This is a genomic window from Labrys sp. 22185 (genome assembly GCF_052045555.1).
GTDB lineage: Bacteria > Pseudomonadota > Alphaproteobacteria > Rhizobiales > Labraceae > Labrys > Labrys neptuniae.
This window is the reverse complement of sequence record NZ_JBQEPH010000043.1, coordinates 13,808-30,545: the sequence shown is the minus strand read 5'-3', so window position 1 is coordinate 30,545 and position 16,738 is coordinate 13,808. Positions and strand designations below refer to the sequence as shown.

The 16,738-nt window shown below is 60.9% G+C and carries 9 protein-coding genes; 6 read left to right on the top strand and 3 right to left on the bottom strand.

Going from position 1 to position 16,738, the window contains the following annotated elements:
• The coding region (locus ACTJKX_RS34715; protein ID WP_440725774.1) for a transposase at positions 1-400 on the top strand (400 nt) is incomplete at its 5' end.
• Between the two features lie 54 nt (positions 401-454).
• Here the strand turns inward: ACTJKX_RS34715 and ACTJKX_RS34710 are convergent.
• Positions 455-8,992, bottom strand: coding sequence for a GH36-type glycosyl hydrolase domain-containing protein (locus ACTJKX_RS34710; RefSeq protein WP_440728100.1), 8,538 nt, complete (start codon positions 8,990-8,992; stop codon positions 455-457).
• Positions 8,993-9,388: 396 nt separating this feature from the next.
• Positions 9,389-10,189, bottom strand: a complete 801-nt coding sequence (locus ACTJKX_RS34705; RefSeq protein ID WP_440728099.1) for a hypothetical protein — start codon at positions 10,187-10,189, stop codon at positions 9,389-9,391.
• Between the two features lie 794 nt (positions 10,190-10,983).
• On the opposite strand from ACTJKX_RS34705, the gene ACTJKX_RS34700 reads away from it, so the two are divergent.
• From ACTJKX_RS34700 to ACTJKX_RS34680, 5 genes are all read left to right on the top strand, one after another.
• Positions 10,984-11,988 carry a L,D-transpeptidase family protein gene (locus ACTJKX_RS34700; protein ID WP_440728098.1) on the top strand — a complete coding sequence of 335 codons (1,005 nt, stop codon included), beginning with the start codon at positions 10,984-10,986 and terminating at the stop codon, positions 11,986-11,988.
• A 290-nt stretch (positions 11,989-12,278) separates the two neighbouring features.
• Positions 12,279-12,551 carry a DUF2934 domain-containing protein gene (locus ACTJKX_RS34695; protein ID WP_149249121.1) on the top strand — a complete coding sequence of 91 codons (273 nt, stop codon included), beginning with the start codon at positions 12,279-12,281 and terminating at the stop codon, positions 12,549-12,551.
• Between the two features lie 335 nt (positions 12,552-12,886).
• On the top strand, positions 12,887-14,056 hold the full coding sequence (locus tag ACTJKX_RS34690; protein ID WP_440728097.1) for an acyl-CoA dehydrogenase family protein: 1,170 nt from the start codon (positions 12,887-12,889) through the stop codon (positions 14,054-14,056).
• Complete coding sequence (locus ACTJKX_RS34685) at positions 14,046-14,783, top strand: PIG-L deacetylase family protein (RefSeq protein ID WP_440728096.1); 738 nt, start codon at positions 14,046-14,048, stop codon at positions 14,781-14,783. The genes ACTJKX_RS34690 and ACTJKX_RS34685 overlap by 11 nt, the downstream gene beginning before the upstream one ends.
• Positions 14,780-15,376, top strand: a complete 597-nt coding sequence (locus ACTJKX_RS34680) for an SAM-dependent methyltransferase (RefSeq protein ID WP_149249118.1) — start codon at positions 14,780-14,782, stop codon at positions 15,374-15,376. The genes ACTJKX_RS34685 and ACTJKX_RS34680 overlap by 4 nt, the downstream gene beginning before the upstream one ends.
• On the opposite strand, the gene ACTJKX_RS34675 is transcribed toward ACTJKX_RS34680, so the two are convergent.
• Positions 15,272-16,507: a glycosyltransferase gene (locus tag ACTJKX_RS34675; protein WP_440728095.1), complete on the bottom strand. Its 1,236-nt coding sequence runs from the start codon at positions 16,505-16,507 to the stop codon at positions 15,272-15,274. The genes ACTJKX_RS34680 and ACTJKX_RS34675 overlap by 105 nt on opposite strands.
• Between the last annotated feature and the right edge of the window lie 231 nt (positions 16,508-16,738).

Sequence of the window (16,738 nt, the reverse complement as noted above, 5' to 3'; positions counted from 1 at the left end):
GACCCAGACCCTGATCGCGGGCCTGCGTCACCAAGGGCTGAGCGCTCCTTGGGTGATCAAGGGCGCGATGGATCGTGCCGCCTTCAATGTCTATGTCGAAACCCAGCTGGCGCCGACCTTGCGGCCTGGCGACATCGTTATCCTCGACAATCTCAGTGTCCACAAAAGTGCAAAGGCCGAAGCCCTTATCCGGGCGCGCGGGGCCTGGATGCTGTTCCTGCCGCAGTACTCGCCAGACCTGAACCCCATCGAAATGGCCTTCTCCAAGCTCAAGGCGCATTTGCGAAAAGCCGCAGCTCGAACCTTCGATACCCTGTTCAAAGCCCTCCACGACATCTGCAAACTCTTCGAGCCACGCGAATGTCAAAACTACTTCAAGGATGCAGGATATGCTTCATAATATCGGCACGATGCTCTAGACTGCCGGCGCCTTGGCCGCGTCTGCTCGAAGAGTTCATGCGCCGAGAAGGATCTTTCCCCCGAGAATGATCCGCAGATTGTGCATTCCTCCGTCCAGCGGGACACGAGCGCCTCCTTCGACGCATCCGAGAGGTGCCCCGTCGAGGAGAGCCTCGACAACGCTGCAACCCGTATCGGATGGGCTCTCGACACGAATGGCATATTGGGTGTCGGCAACTTTGACCGTAGCCTCGAAGCCCGGCCACGCGGCAGGGATACAGGGATCGACGACAAGGTAGGCGCCCTCGCGGCGAATGCCCAGGATGCTTTCGACGCCGGCGCGATACATCCACGCGGCCGAGCCCGTATACCAGGTCCACCCCCCTCGTCCCAAATGGGGCGGAACGGAATAGACGTCGGCGGCGATGACATAAGGCTCGACCTTGTAGCGCTCGACCGCGTCGGGCGTCTGCGCATGATTGATCGGATTGAGGAGCGAAAACAGGTCGGCAGCCGCCGTACCGTCCCCCTGCTTTGCAAAGGCCATGATCGCCCACATGGCGGCATGGCTGTATTGCCCACCATTCTCGCGCAGGCCCGGCGGATAGCCCTTGATGTAACCGGGATTGCGAGAGGCCGTGTCGAAAGGCGGTGTGAAGAGCAGCGCCAGACCGTCCTCGCGACGAATTAGATGTCTATTGAGGGCGGCCATCGCCTGCACGGCGCGCGCGCGATCCGCGCCACCCGACAGCACCGCCCAGGACTGGGCGATGGAATCGATCCGGCATTCCTCGCTCTCCTTCGAGCCAATCCACGTTCCATCATCAAACGTTGCCCGGCGATACCATTCGCCATCCCAGGCGTAACGCTCGATCGCGGCTTGGACGGAGGCGGCATGCACGCGCCAGCGGGCGGCACGGGCGGGATCGCGGCTGTCGGCAAAAGGAGCAAAAAGTGCGATTGCGCGCACCAGCAGCCAGCCGAGCCAGACGCTCTCGCCCCGGCCACCTTCGCCAACCCGGTTCATGCCATCGTTCCAGTCGCCGGTCCCCATCAGCGGCAGGCCGTGTTCGCCGGTGAGTTCGAGGCATTGGTCAAGGCCTCGCGCGCAATGCTCGAACAGCGACTTCCGCTCGTCGGCGATCGAGGGCTGGAAAAAGGCGTCACGCTCGCCCTCGCCGAGCGGCGGCCCCTCCAGGAACGGTACCGCCTCTTCCAGCACGGCGGGGTCGCCGGAGGCAGCGACATAGGTCGCGGTGGCGAAGGCAAGCCACACACGATCGTCGGAAATGCGCGTGCGCACGCCCTGGCCAGAATGGGGAAGCCACCAATGCTGCACGTCGCCCTCGATGAACTGCCGCGAAGCCGCGCGCAGGAGATGGCAGCGGGTCTCTTCGGGAGCCGCAAAGGATAGTGCCATGCCGTCCTGGAGCTGGTCCCTGAAGCCGTAGGCGCCGCTCGCCTGATAGAAGGCCGAGCGGGCCGTGATGCGGCAGGCAAGCGCCTGGTAGAGCAGCCAGCCGTTCAGCATCAGGTCCATGGTACGATCCGGCGTCCTGACCTGGATCGAGCCGAGCAAAGCCTGCCAATGTTCGGTCACCGATGCCAGCACCGCGTCGAGATCGGTATTGCGATAGCGCATGATCAGTTCGCGCGCCTCTTTCGCTGAACGGCACTGGCCGACCAGCCACACGATCTCCACCGTCTCGCCCGGGCCGAGCTCGAGGCTCGTGGCAAGCGCCGCGCAGGGGTCCAGGCCGGCTCCCGCCCCACCCGACAGCCCATAATCGTCGACGAGTGCGGCCGGCGTACCTAGCCCACCGCCGCGACCGAGAAACTCGCTACGATCGGCTGTCCACGAAGTCTGACGCCCGCCGAGATCGGCAAAGGCGATACGGTCGGGAAAAGCCGTGCTCCAGGGATTGCGAGCGAAGATGGCGCTGGTGACCGTATCGACCTCCGTCACGACAAAGGGAGCGGAGGCGCCGCGCGACGTGCCCAGCACCCATTCGACATAGGCTGTGACCGATAGCCGGCGCGACTGCGCGCAATTGTTGCGCAACGTCAGGCGTGAGATCTTGATCGGGTCGGAAAGCGGCACAAATTGCAGCAGGTCGAGGGCGATCCCGTTCGCCTCGTGTTCGAAGCGGCTGTAGCCGAAGCCGTGCCGCGCGACATAGGTGCCCCCATCGCGGATGGGCTGTGCCATCGGGCTCCAAAGATCGCCTGTGACCTCATCGCGTACATAGATCGCTTCGCCTGAGGGGTCCGCAACTGGATCGTTCGACCATTGCGTCAATTGGTTCTCGCGGCTGTTCTCCGCCCAGCTATAGCCTGCACCGTCGGCCGAGACCTGGAATCCGAAACCGTCATTGGCGATAACATTGATCCAGGGTGCGGGCGTGGCGCGCGCGCCGTGGAGGATGGTCACATATTCCCGCCCATCCTTGTCGAAGCCGCCAAGGCCGTTGAAGAATTCAAGTTCGGGTGGCGCTGGCCGTGACAATCCGGGAGGTCTGGTCGCCTCAGTCCGCCGACCACGAGGCGACACGACCTTAGGCCAAGGGCGCCCGACCTGATCGGCAATCGGCCCGCGACGGGCGTGGAGCACGACTCGAGCCGCCGCATGCAGCAGGGACCGAGCCTCGACGCTCATGAGATCGGCCCGCAGCACGTGAACCGAGCCATTCGCCTGGGCATCGCCCAGCCTTGGCCGGGACTGGCTGCTGCGCACGGCCATCTCGATCGCGATCTGTAGATCTTGGATATACGAGGCGGCATGCTCGTTGACGATGACGAGATCGACGGCGAGGCGCTTCATGCGCCAGTACTCATGGGCACGGAGCAATTGTCCGACCTGGGCGATGTCCGCGATGTCGTCGATGCGCAGCACGACGATCGGCAGGTCGCCGGAGATTCCATGTGGCCACAACCCGGACTGAGGGCCAGCCCCACGCAGGAGCTCTTCCGATGAAGCGCGGAAGCGCGGATCGGCGTAGAGGATCGGTGCGGCAAGGCGCTGGAAATCGGCCGCTTCCGCTGCCGCTACGCCGAGATGGCGAAGCTGAACCTGCGCCTGGGTCCACGCCAGGGTCTTTGCGCGGTCGAACGAACTGCGGTCGTGATGCAAATCGACGAAATCCAAAAGCTCGGCCCGCGACCCTGCCACCACGGTCCAGAAGGCGACCCGTACCACCCTGCCGGGCGGAACGATTACGCGCTGCCTCAGCGAGAAGATCGGATCGAGAACCGTGCCGACCGTGTTCGAGAGCGGCCGACCGTCCCTGAGGGCGGCCGCGTCGGCGATCGCGCGTCCGCGGCCAAGGAAGTGGGCCCGGTCCGTCTCATATTGCGGATCGGCAGCGATTTCGCCCTCGACCACCGTAAGATGGGCTGCCCATAGCCGCGGCTCGTCAGGGGACCTCGGCCGGCGCGTCGCCACGAGGGCGCCGAACTCTGCAAGGTGCTCGGTCTCAACGAACATCTTGGAAAAGGCGGGGTGAGCGTTGTCGGAGGCGGGCTCCGCCAGTGTCACTTCCGCGTAGGAAGTGAGCTCGATCTCGCGCGGACGGCGGCCATTATTGGTCAGGCATACGCGGCGGACCTCGCTGTCGTCCTCGCCGGAGACCAGGACATCCATGGTTGTGGTGAGACTGCCGTCGCGATGGATGAAGTGGGCGTAGTCTTCGCCGAAGAGGACTTCCCCATGCCCGGAATCGTCCCCGACCGGCTGTGCGCCCCCGGTCCAGGTCTTTCCGGTCTGGACGTCTTTCAGGAAAATGAACGATCCCCAGTCGTCGCGGGTCGTATCCTCCCGCCATCGCGTCACGGCAATGTCGCGCCAGCGGCTGTAGCCGGCGCCGGTGGTGGTCAGCATCACCGCATAGCGGCCGTTCGAGAGTAGATGCGTCATCGGCGGGCCTACTACCGACGCGGCCAGTCGCCGTGCCGAGGCAACTTCGTCGATGGCTGCGACAGGCGGCGCCTTTACCTCCTCAGCCCGGACCTGCGCGATGGCGATCTCGTCCGGGATACGTTCCTGCAACAGGAGTTCGCTGGCCTTTATGATCGGTTCGCGATGGAATCGGGCGCGCATCCGTCCCTCCTGGAGGGTATTGGCGATGGCGACGATGGTCATGCCCTGATGATGGGCCATGAAAGCGTGCACGATGGCGACTTTCTCTTCCGCCGGCAGACGGGAGCGCGTGAAGTCGAGCGCTTCATAGAAGCCGTGGCGACCGCGGGCACCCATCGCAGCGAGCCGGCTATAGTTCGCGCGCGCCGCCTGGGGATCGATCATGGTCGCCAGCCCCGTCGCGTAGGGCGCGATCACGGCCTGTCCCGCGAGGCCGCGCTTGAGACCGAGGCCCGGCACGCCGAAGTTCGAATATTGGTAGGTGAACTCGAAATCGCGGGCGTTGTAGGCGGATTCAGATATGCCCCACGGAATGCCGAGGGAGCGTCCGTACGCCTGTTGATGCCTCACCACTAGGCGGCTCGTCTGCTCGAGCAGGCTGCCAGCCGGCGCGCGCACCACCAGCGACGGCATCAAATATTCGAACATCGATCCGGACCAGGAGATCAATGCCGAACCGCTTCCGAGCGGAGTCGCGGTGCGGCCCAGCCGGAACCAGTGCCGCGTGGGAACATCGCCCTTGGCGATCGCAAACAGGCTGGCAAGCCGCGCCTCCGAGGCGAGCAGGTCGTAGCAACTCGGGTCGAGGCCATTGTCGGGGACCGAATAGCCGATCGACAGTAGTTTCCGGTCGGGATCGAGGAGGAACGCGAAATCCATGGCCAGCGCCATTTCGCGCGCCGTGCCGGCGATCGCTTGCAGGCGCTCCTTGAGAAGGTTCGGCACATCGGCAATGCCGAGGCGATCACGGCCCCACTCGATCACGCATCGCCTCATCGCCTCGATCCAGAACAACAGGTCGGGCGCGCCACCTTCTCCATTGTCCTTCATCAAAGGCATAGCGGCGCGGGCCGCATAGGCGGCCTTTTCGGCCAGCCTGTTGAGCGGCGCGGTGATCGACTCGGTCGGCCTCGGACTGTTGAGCAGGGCCTCGATCTCGTCGAGAATGGCGGCGAGCGGTTGCCGGGGCCCTCCCCCACCGGCAGGCAGGGCGTCGGCCGCCTCGCGAGCCAGGGAGAAGGCGTCTGCCATGCCGGCCCTCACATCCGGCGCCTGTACCGCGTCCCCCCATTCCTCGCAGGCGTTGGCAAGCGCGATCAGATGACCCGCGAGATTTCCACTGTCGACCGACGAGACATAGGCAGGCTCAAGAATGCGCAGGTTCTGCGTATCGTACCAATTGAAGAAGTGCCCCTTGAACAAGGCAAGCTTGCGCATGGTGCCGAGCGTGGCTTCCAACCGCTCGATCGTTTCCATAAGCCCGGCCCAGCCGAAATCACGAGCAGCAACGGCGGAGAGCAGATAGAGCCCGATATTGGTAGGCGACGTGCGCCGCGCGAGCACCGGCTTCGGCTCTTCCTGAAAATTGTCGGGCGGCAGCATGTTGTCGGACGGTGTGACGAAGGTCTCGAAATACCGCCAGGTGCGACGCGCGGTGAGTCGCAGATCGGCCGCATCCGCCTGCGACATCGTAAGCAGGCGCGAGGTGGACGGTGCGCGGCTGATGCGGAAGGCAAGTGCTGGCGCGCCGGCCCACAGCAGCGCGAAAGGCAGGACGAGCAGCCAGGAGGTCGGGGCGACGGCAACGGCAAGTGCCGTCAGAACAAGGCCAAGCGCCACCCCGCCCGCCATTCGGCGGTAGAAGCCGCCCACGCTCAGGCGCGGTGCCGCGGCGGATCTCGCCGCCGTCGTCCATTCCAGAAGATGCTTATGCGTGACGAACAGCCTCGCAAGGGTTCTTGCGATCGCGTCTCCCGTCCGCCATGCCTGATCGGGCAGGAAGGCGATCGAAAAGAATGCCTGGGCAGCCGCGAGGCGCAGGCCACGGCCGAGCATGCCGAGATGGTTGCGCACATGCAGTCCCGCACGGCGCGGCCATATAGAGAAAGCGCCCGGCAGGAAGGCCGGGATCGCAATGGCCGCGAGCACGAACGCAAGCCCGGCCACTGCCGTGGGGATCGGGATCAGCCAGGACAGGGCGAAGGCGAGCAGCGTGAAGGGCGCCAGCAGCGACCGCCTCAGATTGTCCAGCATCTTCCAGCGCCCGAGAGACGGCATCGCCCGGTCTCCGGTCGAGGAGCCGAAGACCCAGGGCAGAAGCTGCCAGTCGCCCCGGATCCATCGGTGCTGGCGTCTTGCGGCGACGTCGTATCGCGGCGGGACGTCCTCGACGACCTCGATGTCGGAGGCAAGGCCGGCGCGGGCGAAAACACCCTCGAAGAGATCGTGGCTGAGCAGCGTGCTATCCGGCACGCGTCCAGCGAGAGCCGTCTCGAAAGCATCGACGTCGTAGATGCCCTTGCCGGTATAGGAGCCCTCGCCGAATAGATCCTGGTAGACGTCCGAGATCGCCGCTGCATACGGATCGATGCCAGCCGGGCCCGATGAGACCCTTTGATAGATGGAGCCTTCATGGTCGAGCGGCAGTGCGGGCGTGACGCGCGGTTGGAGTATGGCGTAGCCGCTCATGACCCGTCGTTTGTCGTCGTCGAATCTGGGTCTGTTGAGGGGGTGGGCGATCTTGCCGACCAGACGGCGCGCGGCATCGCGCGGCAACCTGGTATCGGCGTCGAGGGTAATGACGAAGCGTACGCCCTCCGGCACCTGCGGCGCGCGCCCTTCCACGGCCATGAAGCTGGTGTCGGTGGCCCCGCGAAGCAGCCTGTTGAGCTCGTGCAGTTTGCCTCGCTTGCGCTCCCATCCCATCCATGTGCTCTCGCCTTCATTGAAGAGGCGCCGACGATGGAGCAGAAGGAAGCGGTCGCCTCCGGGCCCCGGACCGTAGCGTCGATTCAGTTGCGCGATCGCCTGCGCCGTCACGGCGATAAGCTGGGCGTCGCTCTCGACGGTCTGCCGATCCGCGTCGAGGCCGTCCGTGAGGAGGGCGAAAGTCAGGTCCCCGCCTGAGCCTGCCAGGTGATGCACTTCCAGTCGCTCGACCTGTTCCAGGAGGTCGGCCTCACTGGTCAGCAGCGTCGGCACGGCGACAAGAGTCCTTAGCGATTGCGGTACGCCATCGGCGAGTTCGAGGCCCGGCAACGCGGTCGCGCCAAAGCACCAAGCGACAGCGCGATTGACCATCGCGATCGCAACCTCGGTCGCCGGCACGAATCCGATCAGGACGAGCAGGGCAAGCCAGCCGGCATCGAGGCCGTAGACACCAAGCGTCCATGACGCCAGGGCGAGCAGCATAGCGGTGACGGACAAGATAGCGCCCGCATATCCGCTGATGCCCAGCCGCAAGCCGAAGCGGCTCATCCGCGTTCGTGGAGGCGGCTTGAAGTCGATCGCCCGCTCCAGCGCGCGCCGGCCGTCCCCGATGAGATGGTAGCCGGGATCGGCAAGCCGATCCCGGTCCTCAGGCACGACCGCCGCCGCAGCAGCTCGACGCGCGGTGTCCAGCACTTGTCCGGTGATCTCGAGTTCCGTCAAGGACGAGCCACGAGCGAGTTCCTCGATCGCGCTGCGGTAGAGATTGCGCGTCGGGAAGTCCATCGCGGCGAAATCGCTTCCCGAGCCAAGACGCTCGTCGACCAGGCTCACGGTCTCGAACAGGTCCGCCCAATCGATGTCGGAGATCAGCCTCATGCTGGTGATGACATTGCGCACAGTGACGTTGGATGCTCCCAGCCTTTGCTGGGCATGCTGCACCACCTCCCCGATCGAAGTGCCTTGCAGACGCAGGCGCTCCGTGAACCATTCAAGCGCGGGGGTCGTCCTGGGATCCTGATCCCGCAGCCGCTTGGCGAGCTGCGCGGCAAAGATGTCGGACAAGGGCACGGAGGGACGCATCAGGACATCGAGCTCGGAAGCCACCTGCCCCATTTCAGGAAGCCTGTCGACCAGGGCGTCGGCGTCCGACCGCTCCTTGCGGCCTGCGATGATCTGATCGGCGAGCCGGCGCAAATTCTCTACGAGGACGATGCGCAGCGTGATCGCGACGGCCCACAATTCGCCGATCGTTAACGGTTGGACCTGCTGGTAGGCGCAGATGAACCGGCGCAATAGCTCGGGATCGAAATAGCTGTCGGTGTGTGCGACGAAGGCCCAGGCTAGGCCGAACACTCGCGGATAGCCCGCGAATGGTCCGCTTGCTAGCTTCGGCAGTTGCCGATAATAGCCAGGCGGCAGGTCATCCCGGATCTCGCGAACCTGCTCTTCGACAAGATGATAATTGTCGAGAAGCCATTCCGCGGCCGGAACAACGCCGCCGCCGCTTTCGACATCCGCAGCACTTGTCCGGTATGCCTTGAGCAGCGCGGTGGCATTATCGCTCAATCGTGTCTGTAGAGGCAGAACGGTGGGCGGGCGCCTCGTAACCGTTTGCGCAGCAGCGAGGCTTTGCGCATGCTGCTCGAGCCGCTCGACGCCGAACAATTCCTCACGCACCGGCGCGATGGCGCTCCATGAGTGTGGCAACGTGCGAAGCCCGAACGTCCGATGCAATAAAGCGTTCATTCCCTATCCTGTCGCGCTGTCAGCGCCGGCTCCAGAGCGTATGAATGACGAGCTTCACCGGAGCACGCGTTCGCACTTCCCATATCGACCTCATCCAAACTGACACGCCAGCAAACGCCGTCAGTCCATCTGTGGCCAGCGCCAGCTATCGTTTCCGCTCAGATTTTCTGTAAATTAGTTTTAATATTATTGCAGTAATTGTATAATAATTTATGATTTTAAGTCAAATAATTCGGAAAAATATTATCAAAAATAAGAATAAAATTACACCAAACGGCCGACATATTGATATTTAAGGTTCGACCCAATTAGATAAGTTGATTTCTAGATTGGAAGTCACTTTTCCTGGCCGGCGCCCGTATCTTTTATTTTTCTCTTCAGGCTATCGAGAAAGGATTATTTGCTCAGCAATGCTCGTAACGCGATCCCTTGCGGGCTCTCACCATCGCGCAGAATGAAGTCGTCAATATCGATCTCGACTGTTTTCCCCCCCGAAGACCGGTTCGGTTCATGCCTGACCAAAGATCGGTCGGATTCGATGTCGTGCACAAGGAGCCAGCGATCCCCGTTGGAACTGCTGTAGATTGGCTTCACATCTGTAACCATTGTGGATCTCTTTCGTCGTTTTAGACTTTGATGGGGAGGTTCCACGCCCTCGGAGAACCTTCCGGTATAGACTGACTCCTCGCGTACCGGCGTAAGCCGATAGCCGAGCAGGCCATGCATGCGCCGAACGAGGTCACCCGCGGGATATGGCTTCGGCAGAAAATCGATAGCGAACTCGCCCGACTCCGCTTGGGCATCCGGCCAAGCAGACCGGACCAGGATCTTCATCGCCGGATGGTGATTTGCCGCGTAGCGAACAAGAGCCAACCCGCCAGGAGCGCGCTCCGCGTCAATGTCACCGATCATCGCATCGAAATCGCAGCGACCGCGCAAAATACTCATGGCCTCGCTGGCACTTTCACTTTCGACAATATCGTAGCCTTCATCCAGCAGTTCGTTGGCACTGCTCACGCGCGAAGCGAGTTCATGCTCCACGAGTAGAACCAATGGAGACGAGGTCAGTTCCCTAGGGCTGTTGGAATCCCGGCGGCGATGATTTACCGCGGGAACGGTGGCGCTGGTGGGCATATCGAAGCCTGCGATACGAAGACCGGGATGGACCTGTTGCCAACGATGGTCGGCAATTTGCACTGGCTGGTCACCACTACAAAAGCCGGTGGCACACCACGGGAAGCCCGATTGACCTCACATATGGCTCACACCTTTATCTGCGCGTGCCAGAAAATTCATAAATAAAACCCTACACCATCTCACCTCAATATCAAGATATTTCTTATGAAATTAAAATAAACAAAATAATATATGCTCCACGTCTTTTAATTTTCACGATCATAACTACCTAATTAAAATCGTAAATATCTTACCTTAACGATATTTTTGTGCTTATTTACAAATACAATTCTTAATCATGAAGTGACTGAACTAACGCAATCATTGTATCGTTTTGGATTTTGAAGATCGTGGAGCTTCGTGTCTCTGCGCAAGAAAAATTCAAGATGCGGCAGACAAAGGGCGACAGAATGGCAGGCTGATTGATCCACCCCTGCAGAGGACTGCCTTTAGGTCGGATCGACTCCCATCACGAGGCCTTCGATCTCCGTGCTTCTGGCTGACTGGCACCAATTCCACGACCCAAGCCGCCTCAGGCAGCCGAATCTGACAGGGCCGGCCGGCTTCGTTCTGGTCTGCCAGTTCGGCCTTGAGGTGATCGGTCAAAATGATCAGAGCCCGCACGGCGGTCCTGACATCTCCACCGCCGGCTGCAGGACCCACAGATTTTCGCTTCTGTTGCGAATAGGCCTCCCACGCAGGCAATTGGTTCCGTTCATTTCGGATTGCCTCTGCAAGACCCTCCGTCCTCAGGGAACCAGATTAGCCGTGCTGCGTCATAGAGACAGGTTCCTTGTCGCTGCACAGGAGTGTCGATGTCCAGGCTGCTTCTCACCGTTGCGCTGGCATTCACACTCGCCTGCGATGGGGCGCAGGCGGCCAAGCTGAACATCGATATGGTCAACCAGGCCCAATTCAGCGAGTACGAGGCTGGGGGCGTCAATCCAATGCTGATGAAGGCGCAGATCCTTCTCGATCGCGCCCGCTTCTCCCCTGGCCTGATCGACGGCCACCTCTCGACCAATTTCACGAAGGCCGTCGCTGCCTTCCAGGCGGCGAAGGGACTGCCATCCGACGGCAAGCTCACACGGGAGACATGGAACAAGCTCGCCACAACCTCCGTCGAGCCTGTGCTGATGACATATGAGGTAACGACCAAGGACGTACACAGCCGCTTCACCCGGCGAATTCCGGCACGCATGGAAAGGATGGCCCGTCTCAAGCGGCTCGGCTACCGCAACATGCGGGAGAAACTGGCAGAGCGTTTCCATGTCAGCGAACAATTGCTGACGATGCTCAATCCCAGGGCCAGATTGAAAAAGGCCGGGACGAGCTTGGTGGTGCCCGGTGTCGGCCGTAGCGCCCCACCTGCAACCATTGGGAGCGTCGAAGTCGACAAGGCTTCCCGCCAGGTGCGCGTGCTCGACCCGGCCGGCAAGTGGCTCGCGGTTTATCCCGCCTCGATAGGAAGTCAGGAGAAGCCGGCGCCGAGCGGAATAGTCGATGTCAGGCGCGTGGTGCACAATCCCACCTATCACTACGATCCGAAATTCGCCTTCAAAGGGATCAAGACCAAGCGGCCCTTCGCCATCGCCGCCGGGCCAAACAACCCAGTTGGATCAGTATGGATCGACCTGTCCATCGAAAGCTATGGCATCCACGGTACCCCTGCCCCCGGCCAGATTGGCACGACGTTCTCGCATGGCTGTGTCCGCTTGACCAACTGGGACGCGGAAGATCTCGCCTCCATGGTCAAGCCTGGTACAATGGTCGACTTCAAAGGCGACATCGCGCCCAACCAGGACGAGCGCTCCCCGTGAATACTGGCAGATCGCGACCCAGTGCTCGAGCGCAAGCTGCAGGCGAAACTGCGTATCCAAGGTGGTGTGTCATACAATGGCGCTGCGCCAAGATCGATCTGGACACAGGACTGGACAGCGGCGGACGGACTTAGGACTCGATGGAGCAATTGAGGCCTACGAGTCCACTCGGTCGCTCGAGCCAGCCGGCGGAGCCGGCCTCGATCTATGTTCAACTCGTCGCCAATTGCGAAACCTTGTTCACGTCCGCGGGTTAGGTCGATGCCCGGCTTTTCGGAAGGAATTGAGCAATGCCGCATAGCAAGGACGACCTTATTCGAGAACGCGCTTACCAGATCTGGGAAATGGCGGGCCGACCGCACGGCCGCGACAAAGAGCATTGGGAACAGGCGAGGAGTGAAATCGAAGAGGAACTGTCGACCGCAGTCGGTGTGGCCGGTGAAGCCCGCATCCTCGCAGATCGAGCAGGTCCGCTTGAAGCGGAGCGTGGCGAGCCGGATCTCCAGCGATCCGGGATCGATGAGATGGCTCGGCGCAGATCGGCCAAATCAAGAACAGGCTGAAAAGAGTCGTAGATTTTGGCGCTGCGATAAGCGCGGATCGAGCGTGTTTGCACGAACGATAGCTTAGAGGGCAGCAGCGCCGCAAAACTTCTTCAAGGGACTCATGTGGCAATCGCTGATCTTACGACAGCCGGTGATGTCAGTTCGTCCATTGCTGTTCCATCGCAATTCTGCAGCCCATGATGGGTCAAACCATAGCCGGCGGCCTTTCTTCCGGAGTCGCTCTGTAGAAGGCGGGTTTCAAGGGGATGATTCAATCATACCCGCCTGTCGGCTGGAACGATTCAGTGCCGCCACGTGTTCGACTCTGAGAATAGTGGCGAGGAACAGTTCATATGAGAGCGAGTGCGGCCACGAAACTGCATGGTGAGACTGGTCGCAGCAAGGGACAGGGTTCATGGGCTGATTGTCTCGTCGGCATCACCAGGCTTTGTGAAGAACACGCCGCGGAAGCGGACGAGACCTCGCATCTCGATCCGACGGTAAGGATAGCCTTGCATGAAACGGGGGCCTTGGCAGAGCCGCTTCCAGAAAACCGAGGTGGAGGAGGCCTCCTCGAAGCGCTGCAGTGGTCCCGGCTCCATGAGGCCCTTCGCTCGTTGGGAACGGCCGATCTTTCAATTGGACGGCTGTTTGAAGGCCATTGCAACGCGATCGATCTCGTCCGGCGTTATGGCACTTCCGAGCAATTGGACAGCCTGGCATCATCGGTGAGGCGCGGTGCCATGACAGGCGTGTGGGGGGCGGATGGAAAAGCCCCCTTATGCATCGAGCGCAGCAAGAGAGGATGGATATTGCGGGGTGGAAAGATCCTCGCTTCCGGAGCCGGTTTTCTCTCCAGGCCTTTGGTCACCGCAAACAGCGAAGCGGGCCAACGCATCGTTCTTCTGGACATCCATGGCGAAGAGGCTCGGGTGGATCTGTCAAAATGGACGCCGCAGGGAATGCGCTCCAGCGCGACCGGATCGGTCGACCTGTCCGGGATCACCATCACAGACGAAAATCTGATCGGCGAGCCAGGCGATTTCATGCGCCAACCGCACTTTTCAGGAGGGGCATGGCGCTTTTGCGCCGTTCATCTCGGCGCCATCGACCGGCTTGTCGATCTCTACCTTTCGCAGTTGCGGGCACGTCAGCGAGGTGAAGATCCCTATCAGCTTCAGCGCGTGGCCACCTGCCTCGCGGCGGCTCGAACCACAGCCTCGTGGACGAGAGCGGCAGCCCGACATATGGCGCTAAAAGCAGACGACACTCAAGGCTGCGTAGCCCTTTCAAACCTGACGAGAGGCGTGACGGAACGAGCCGCGCTCGAGGTCATGGATACCATACAGAGGGGTATCGGCTTGGCAGCCTTCATGCGCGCTGATCCGATCGAGCGCGTATCGCGCGATCTGAGAACCTATTTGAGGCAACCGGTTCCCGATCTTGCCATGGCCGATGCAGCAAGGTTCGCGTTGAACGCTTCCCTCCCGGTTCATGAATTGTGGAACGCCGATGAGAATTAGCGCCTATCTCACGAAGGTTGCCAACCTTCCCTATGCTGGTCTCGACAAGCTTGGTGGTGGTGCCGTAACCATTTTTGCCCCTCACCCGGACGATGAGGCTTTAGGCACCGGTGGCCTGATCGCCGCGTGCCTGCAAGCGGGCATCGATGTGAATGTTGCCGTCTTGACGGACGGCGCTGGTTCTCATCCAAATTCGCGGCGTTATCCAAGAGCGCGCCTGATCGAACTGCGGCGCCAGGAATGCCGGGCGGGCTTGGAAGCCTTGGGTCTTTCGCCGGCAAAAATAACGCATTTCGACCTGCCGGACACGTCCGCCCCGATGTCTGGAGCATTGTTCGATCAGGCCGTACAGCGTCTATCCCAACTGGTCGTCAGGAGCGCTTCGACCAGTCTTTTCGTCAGCTGGGACAAAGATCCCCACTGCGACCATTTGGCGGCAGCAAGGATCGCGGAGGCCGTCGGCCGAGGGCTCCCTCATCTCCTCTTGTGGCATTATCCCATATGGGGCTGGTATCTTCCTAGCTCGAAATCCATCAAAAGACCTCCTCCGGAGGGGTTCCGCTTCGATATCTCATCGTGGATCAGCCAAAAGCACCAAGCCATTGCCGCGCACGCGTCACAGATGACGAAGCTGATCGATGACGACCCGAAGGGCTTTACGTTCAGCCCCGAAAAGCTCCACCGCTTTCTCGAACCGACGGAATATTTTATCCGGAGCCAATCATGAGACATCGGCACACAATCGGCCGTGAATATTTCGAGGCGCTCTACAGATCGGATTCCGATCCGTGGAATTTTGGGACAAGCGAGTACGAGGATCAAAAATATCAGGCGACCTTGCGGGCGCTTTCCCGCGCCTCCTACCCAAAAGCATTGGAAATTGGCTGTTCAATCGGCGTGTTGACCGAGCGCCTGGCTGCTTACTGCGATGCGCTCGATGCCGTCGACATCTCGCCCACGGCCATCGCAAAAGCCAAGACCGCCTGTGCTGGCTTGGACAATGTGAACTTTCATGTCGCTGCGGCGCCGGACGGGCTGCCCGCAGGTCCCTTCGATCTCATCGTGCTGTCCGAGGTTCTGTATTATCTCGACGCCACGGATCTGTTGTCCCTCGCCGCCTGGTGCCGCGCCAATGCGAGCGCCGCAGCCGAGATCGTCCTCTGCCATTGGCTTGGCCCGACGAACTATCCCCTGAGCGGATCGACTGCAGCCGCGCTATTCGTGGACGCCCTGCAGCCTCGCCTCGAAGGCCACACGGTCCTCCATCACGACGTCTATCGCCTCGAGCGGATTGGGTTGGGACCGAAGGTAGGTCAATAGCGTCTCGGCGCGGCCGATCTCCACCGCCAGCATCGAAGGTCTCAAGGGTTCGCCATAACGCAGAAGAGTGCTGGCCGCGCACAATGCCTGCCAGAAGACCTCAAAGCGCGATCGGCGAAGGATTGTGAGGAGCTTGCCAATCTCCGCTGGCCCCAGGCCCAATGCTGCGAGGATTGCAGACTCTTCCATGAAGCCGATGTTACTTGACCGACGCAGATGCCCCTTCAGCCACGCCTTCTTGGTCACCGCGAAAACGGATTCCAGTTCCTGATCACAAGGGGCATCGGGCTCGGCGTGACGCAGTTTCATGGCGTCAGCCGCTCCGCCCACAGCCCGGCCGTCCAGTCGGCAGGATGTCGTAACGCACACATCCATGGAATGACGGACTTTTCCGCCCAGGCACTCTACAGCGAGTGCGAGCGCTGCATCTTCGCCGGTCGCCTTGGCTGGCAAGCCACCGATTGCGCGGTACATCCTCAACGTGACGGCCAGACTAGCACCTGAGTTGACCTGATGATTGCGCCATGGATCATGAGGTCGTGGATCCAACAACGCGAAAATCTCGGCAACGAGCGCGTGATAGTGCTCCTCGAGGAAACCGCGATATTGAAAGCTGGAACCGAGCTCTACGAATTCGCGCGGATCCGCATCGATATAGCCGGCAACGCAATCGGCGCCTTCTGAAAATTCCAACCAGGTGCTCGCAAGCCACGACGGCGAAACGATGCTGTCCGCATCCGTCGTCATGATGACGCCATTATGCAAATCGGCCGCTTCGAGTTGCTCTGCCGCGATGTCCATGGCCGCTTTGCGCGCAAGACCGGCTGAAGACAGCTCTTCGGAACTGGCAACACTGACAACGTCGATCCGCAGCCCCGTGCCATTGCATATGTCGGCCGCCCTTGCGGCGGTCGCGTCGGTGCAATTATTGGCAAAGACAAGCACTAGGTAGGCCTCGAAGGGAATGCGCTGGCCTCGCTTGTCTCTTTGGACTGCGAGAGCCGCGAGACAGCGCGAGATCCGCTCTTCCTCATTGCAAGCGGGAATGGCAATGATCGCAGGGCGCACTTTTTCATGCTCCTGCTGATGGCCGGACAAAGAAGAAAGAAGGGAAACGAGAGCGCTGTCCATTGAAACCCAGGAATTAAACAGATAGAAATTATTTGTTATTGCTCCGTGTAAACTAAAAATACTTGCAATTGTTCCAAATAATTATCGATATAATTTAAATATTTTACACTAAATTCATGCCTTAAGATACGAAGAGCAGATGCTGCATTTACCGCTCTTCGACGTTGGCTGCGCTCATTGCAAGAAATGGAACGCTCTGGGCAACCTATCCCCCCACACCGTTTTTCAGGG

Bases quoted from the DNA above. Each gene is read 5' to 3' on its own strand.
- ACTJKX_RS34710 (WP_440728100.1), bottom strand. From the start codon at position 8,992: ATGAACGCTTTATTGCATCGGACGTTCGGGCTTCGCACGTTGCCACAC.
- ACTJKX_RS34700 (WP_440728098.1), top strand. From the start codon at position 10,984: ATGTCCAGGCTGCTTCTCACCGTTGCGCTGGCATTCACACTCGCCTGC.
- ACTJKX_RS34695 (WP_149249121.1), top strand. From the start codon at position 12,279: ATGCCGCATAGCAAGGACGACCTTATTCGAGAACGCGCTTACCAGATC.
- ACTJKX_RS34690 (WP_440728097.1), top strand. From the start codon at position 12,887: ATGAGAGCGAGTGCGGCCACGAAACTGCATGGTGAGACTGGTCGCAGC.
- ACTJKX_RS34685 (WP_440728096.1), top strand. From the start codon at position 14,046: ATGAGAATTAGCGCCTATCTCACGAAGGTTGCCAACCTTCCCTATGCT.
- ACTJKX_RS34680 (WP_149249118.1), top strand. From the start codon at position 14,780: ATGAGACATCGGCACACAATCGGCCGTGAATATTTCGAGGCGCTCTAC.
- ACTJKX_RS34675 (WP_440728095.1), bottom strand. From the start codon at position 16,507: ATGGACAGCGCTCTCGTTTCCCTTCTTTCTTCTTTGTCCGGCCATCAG.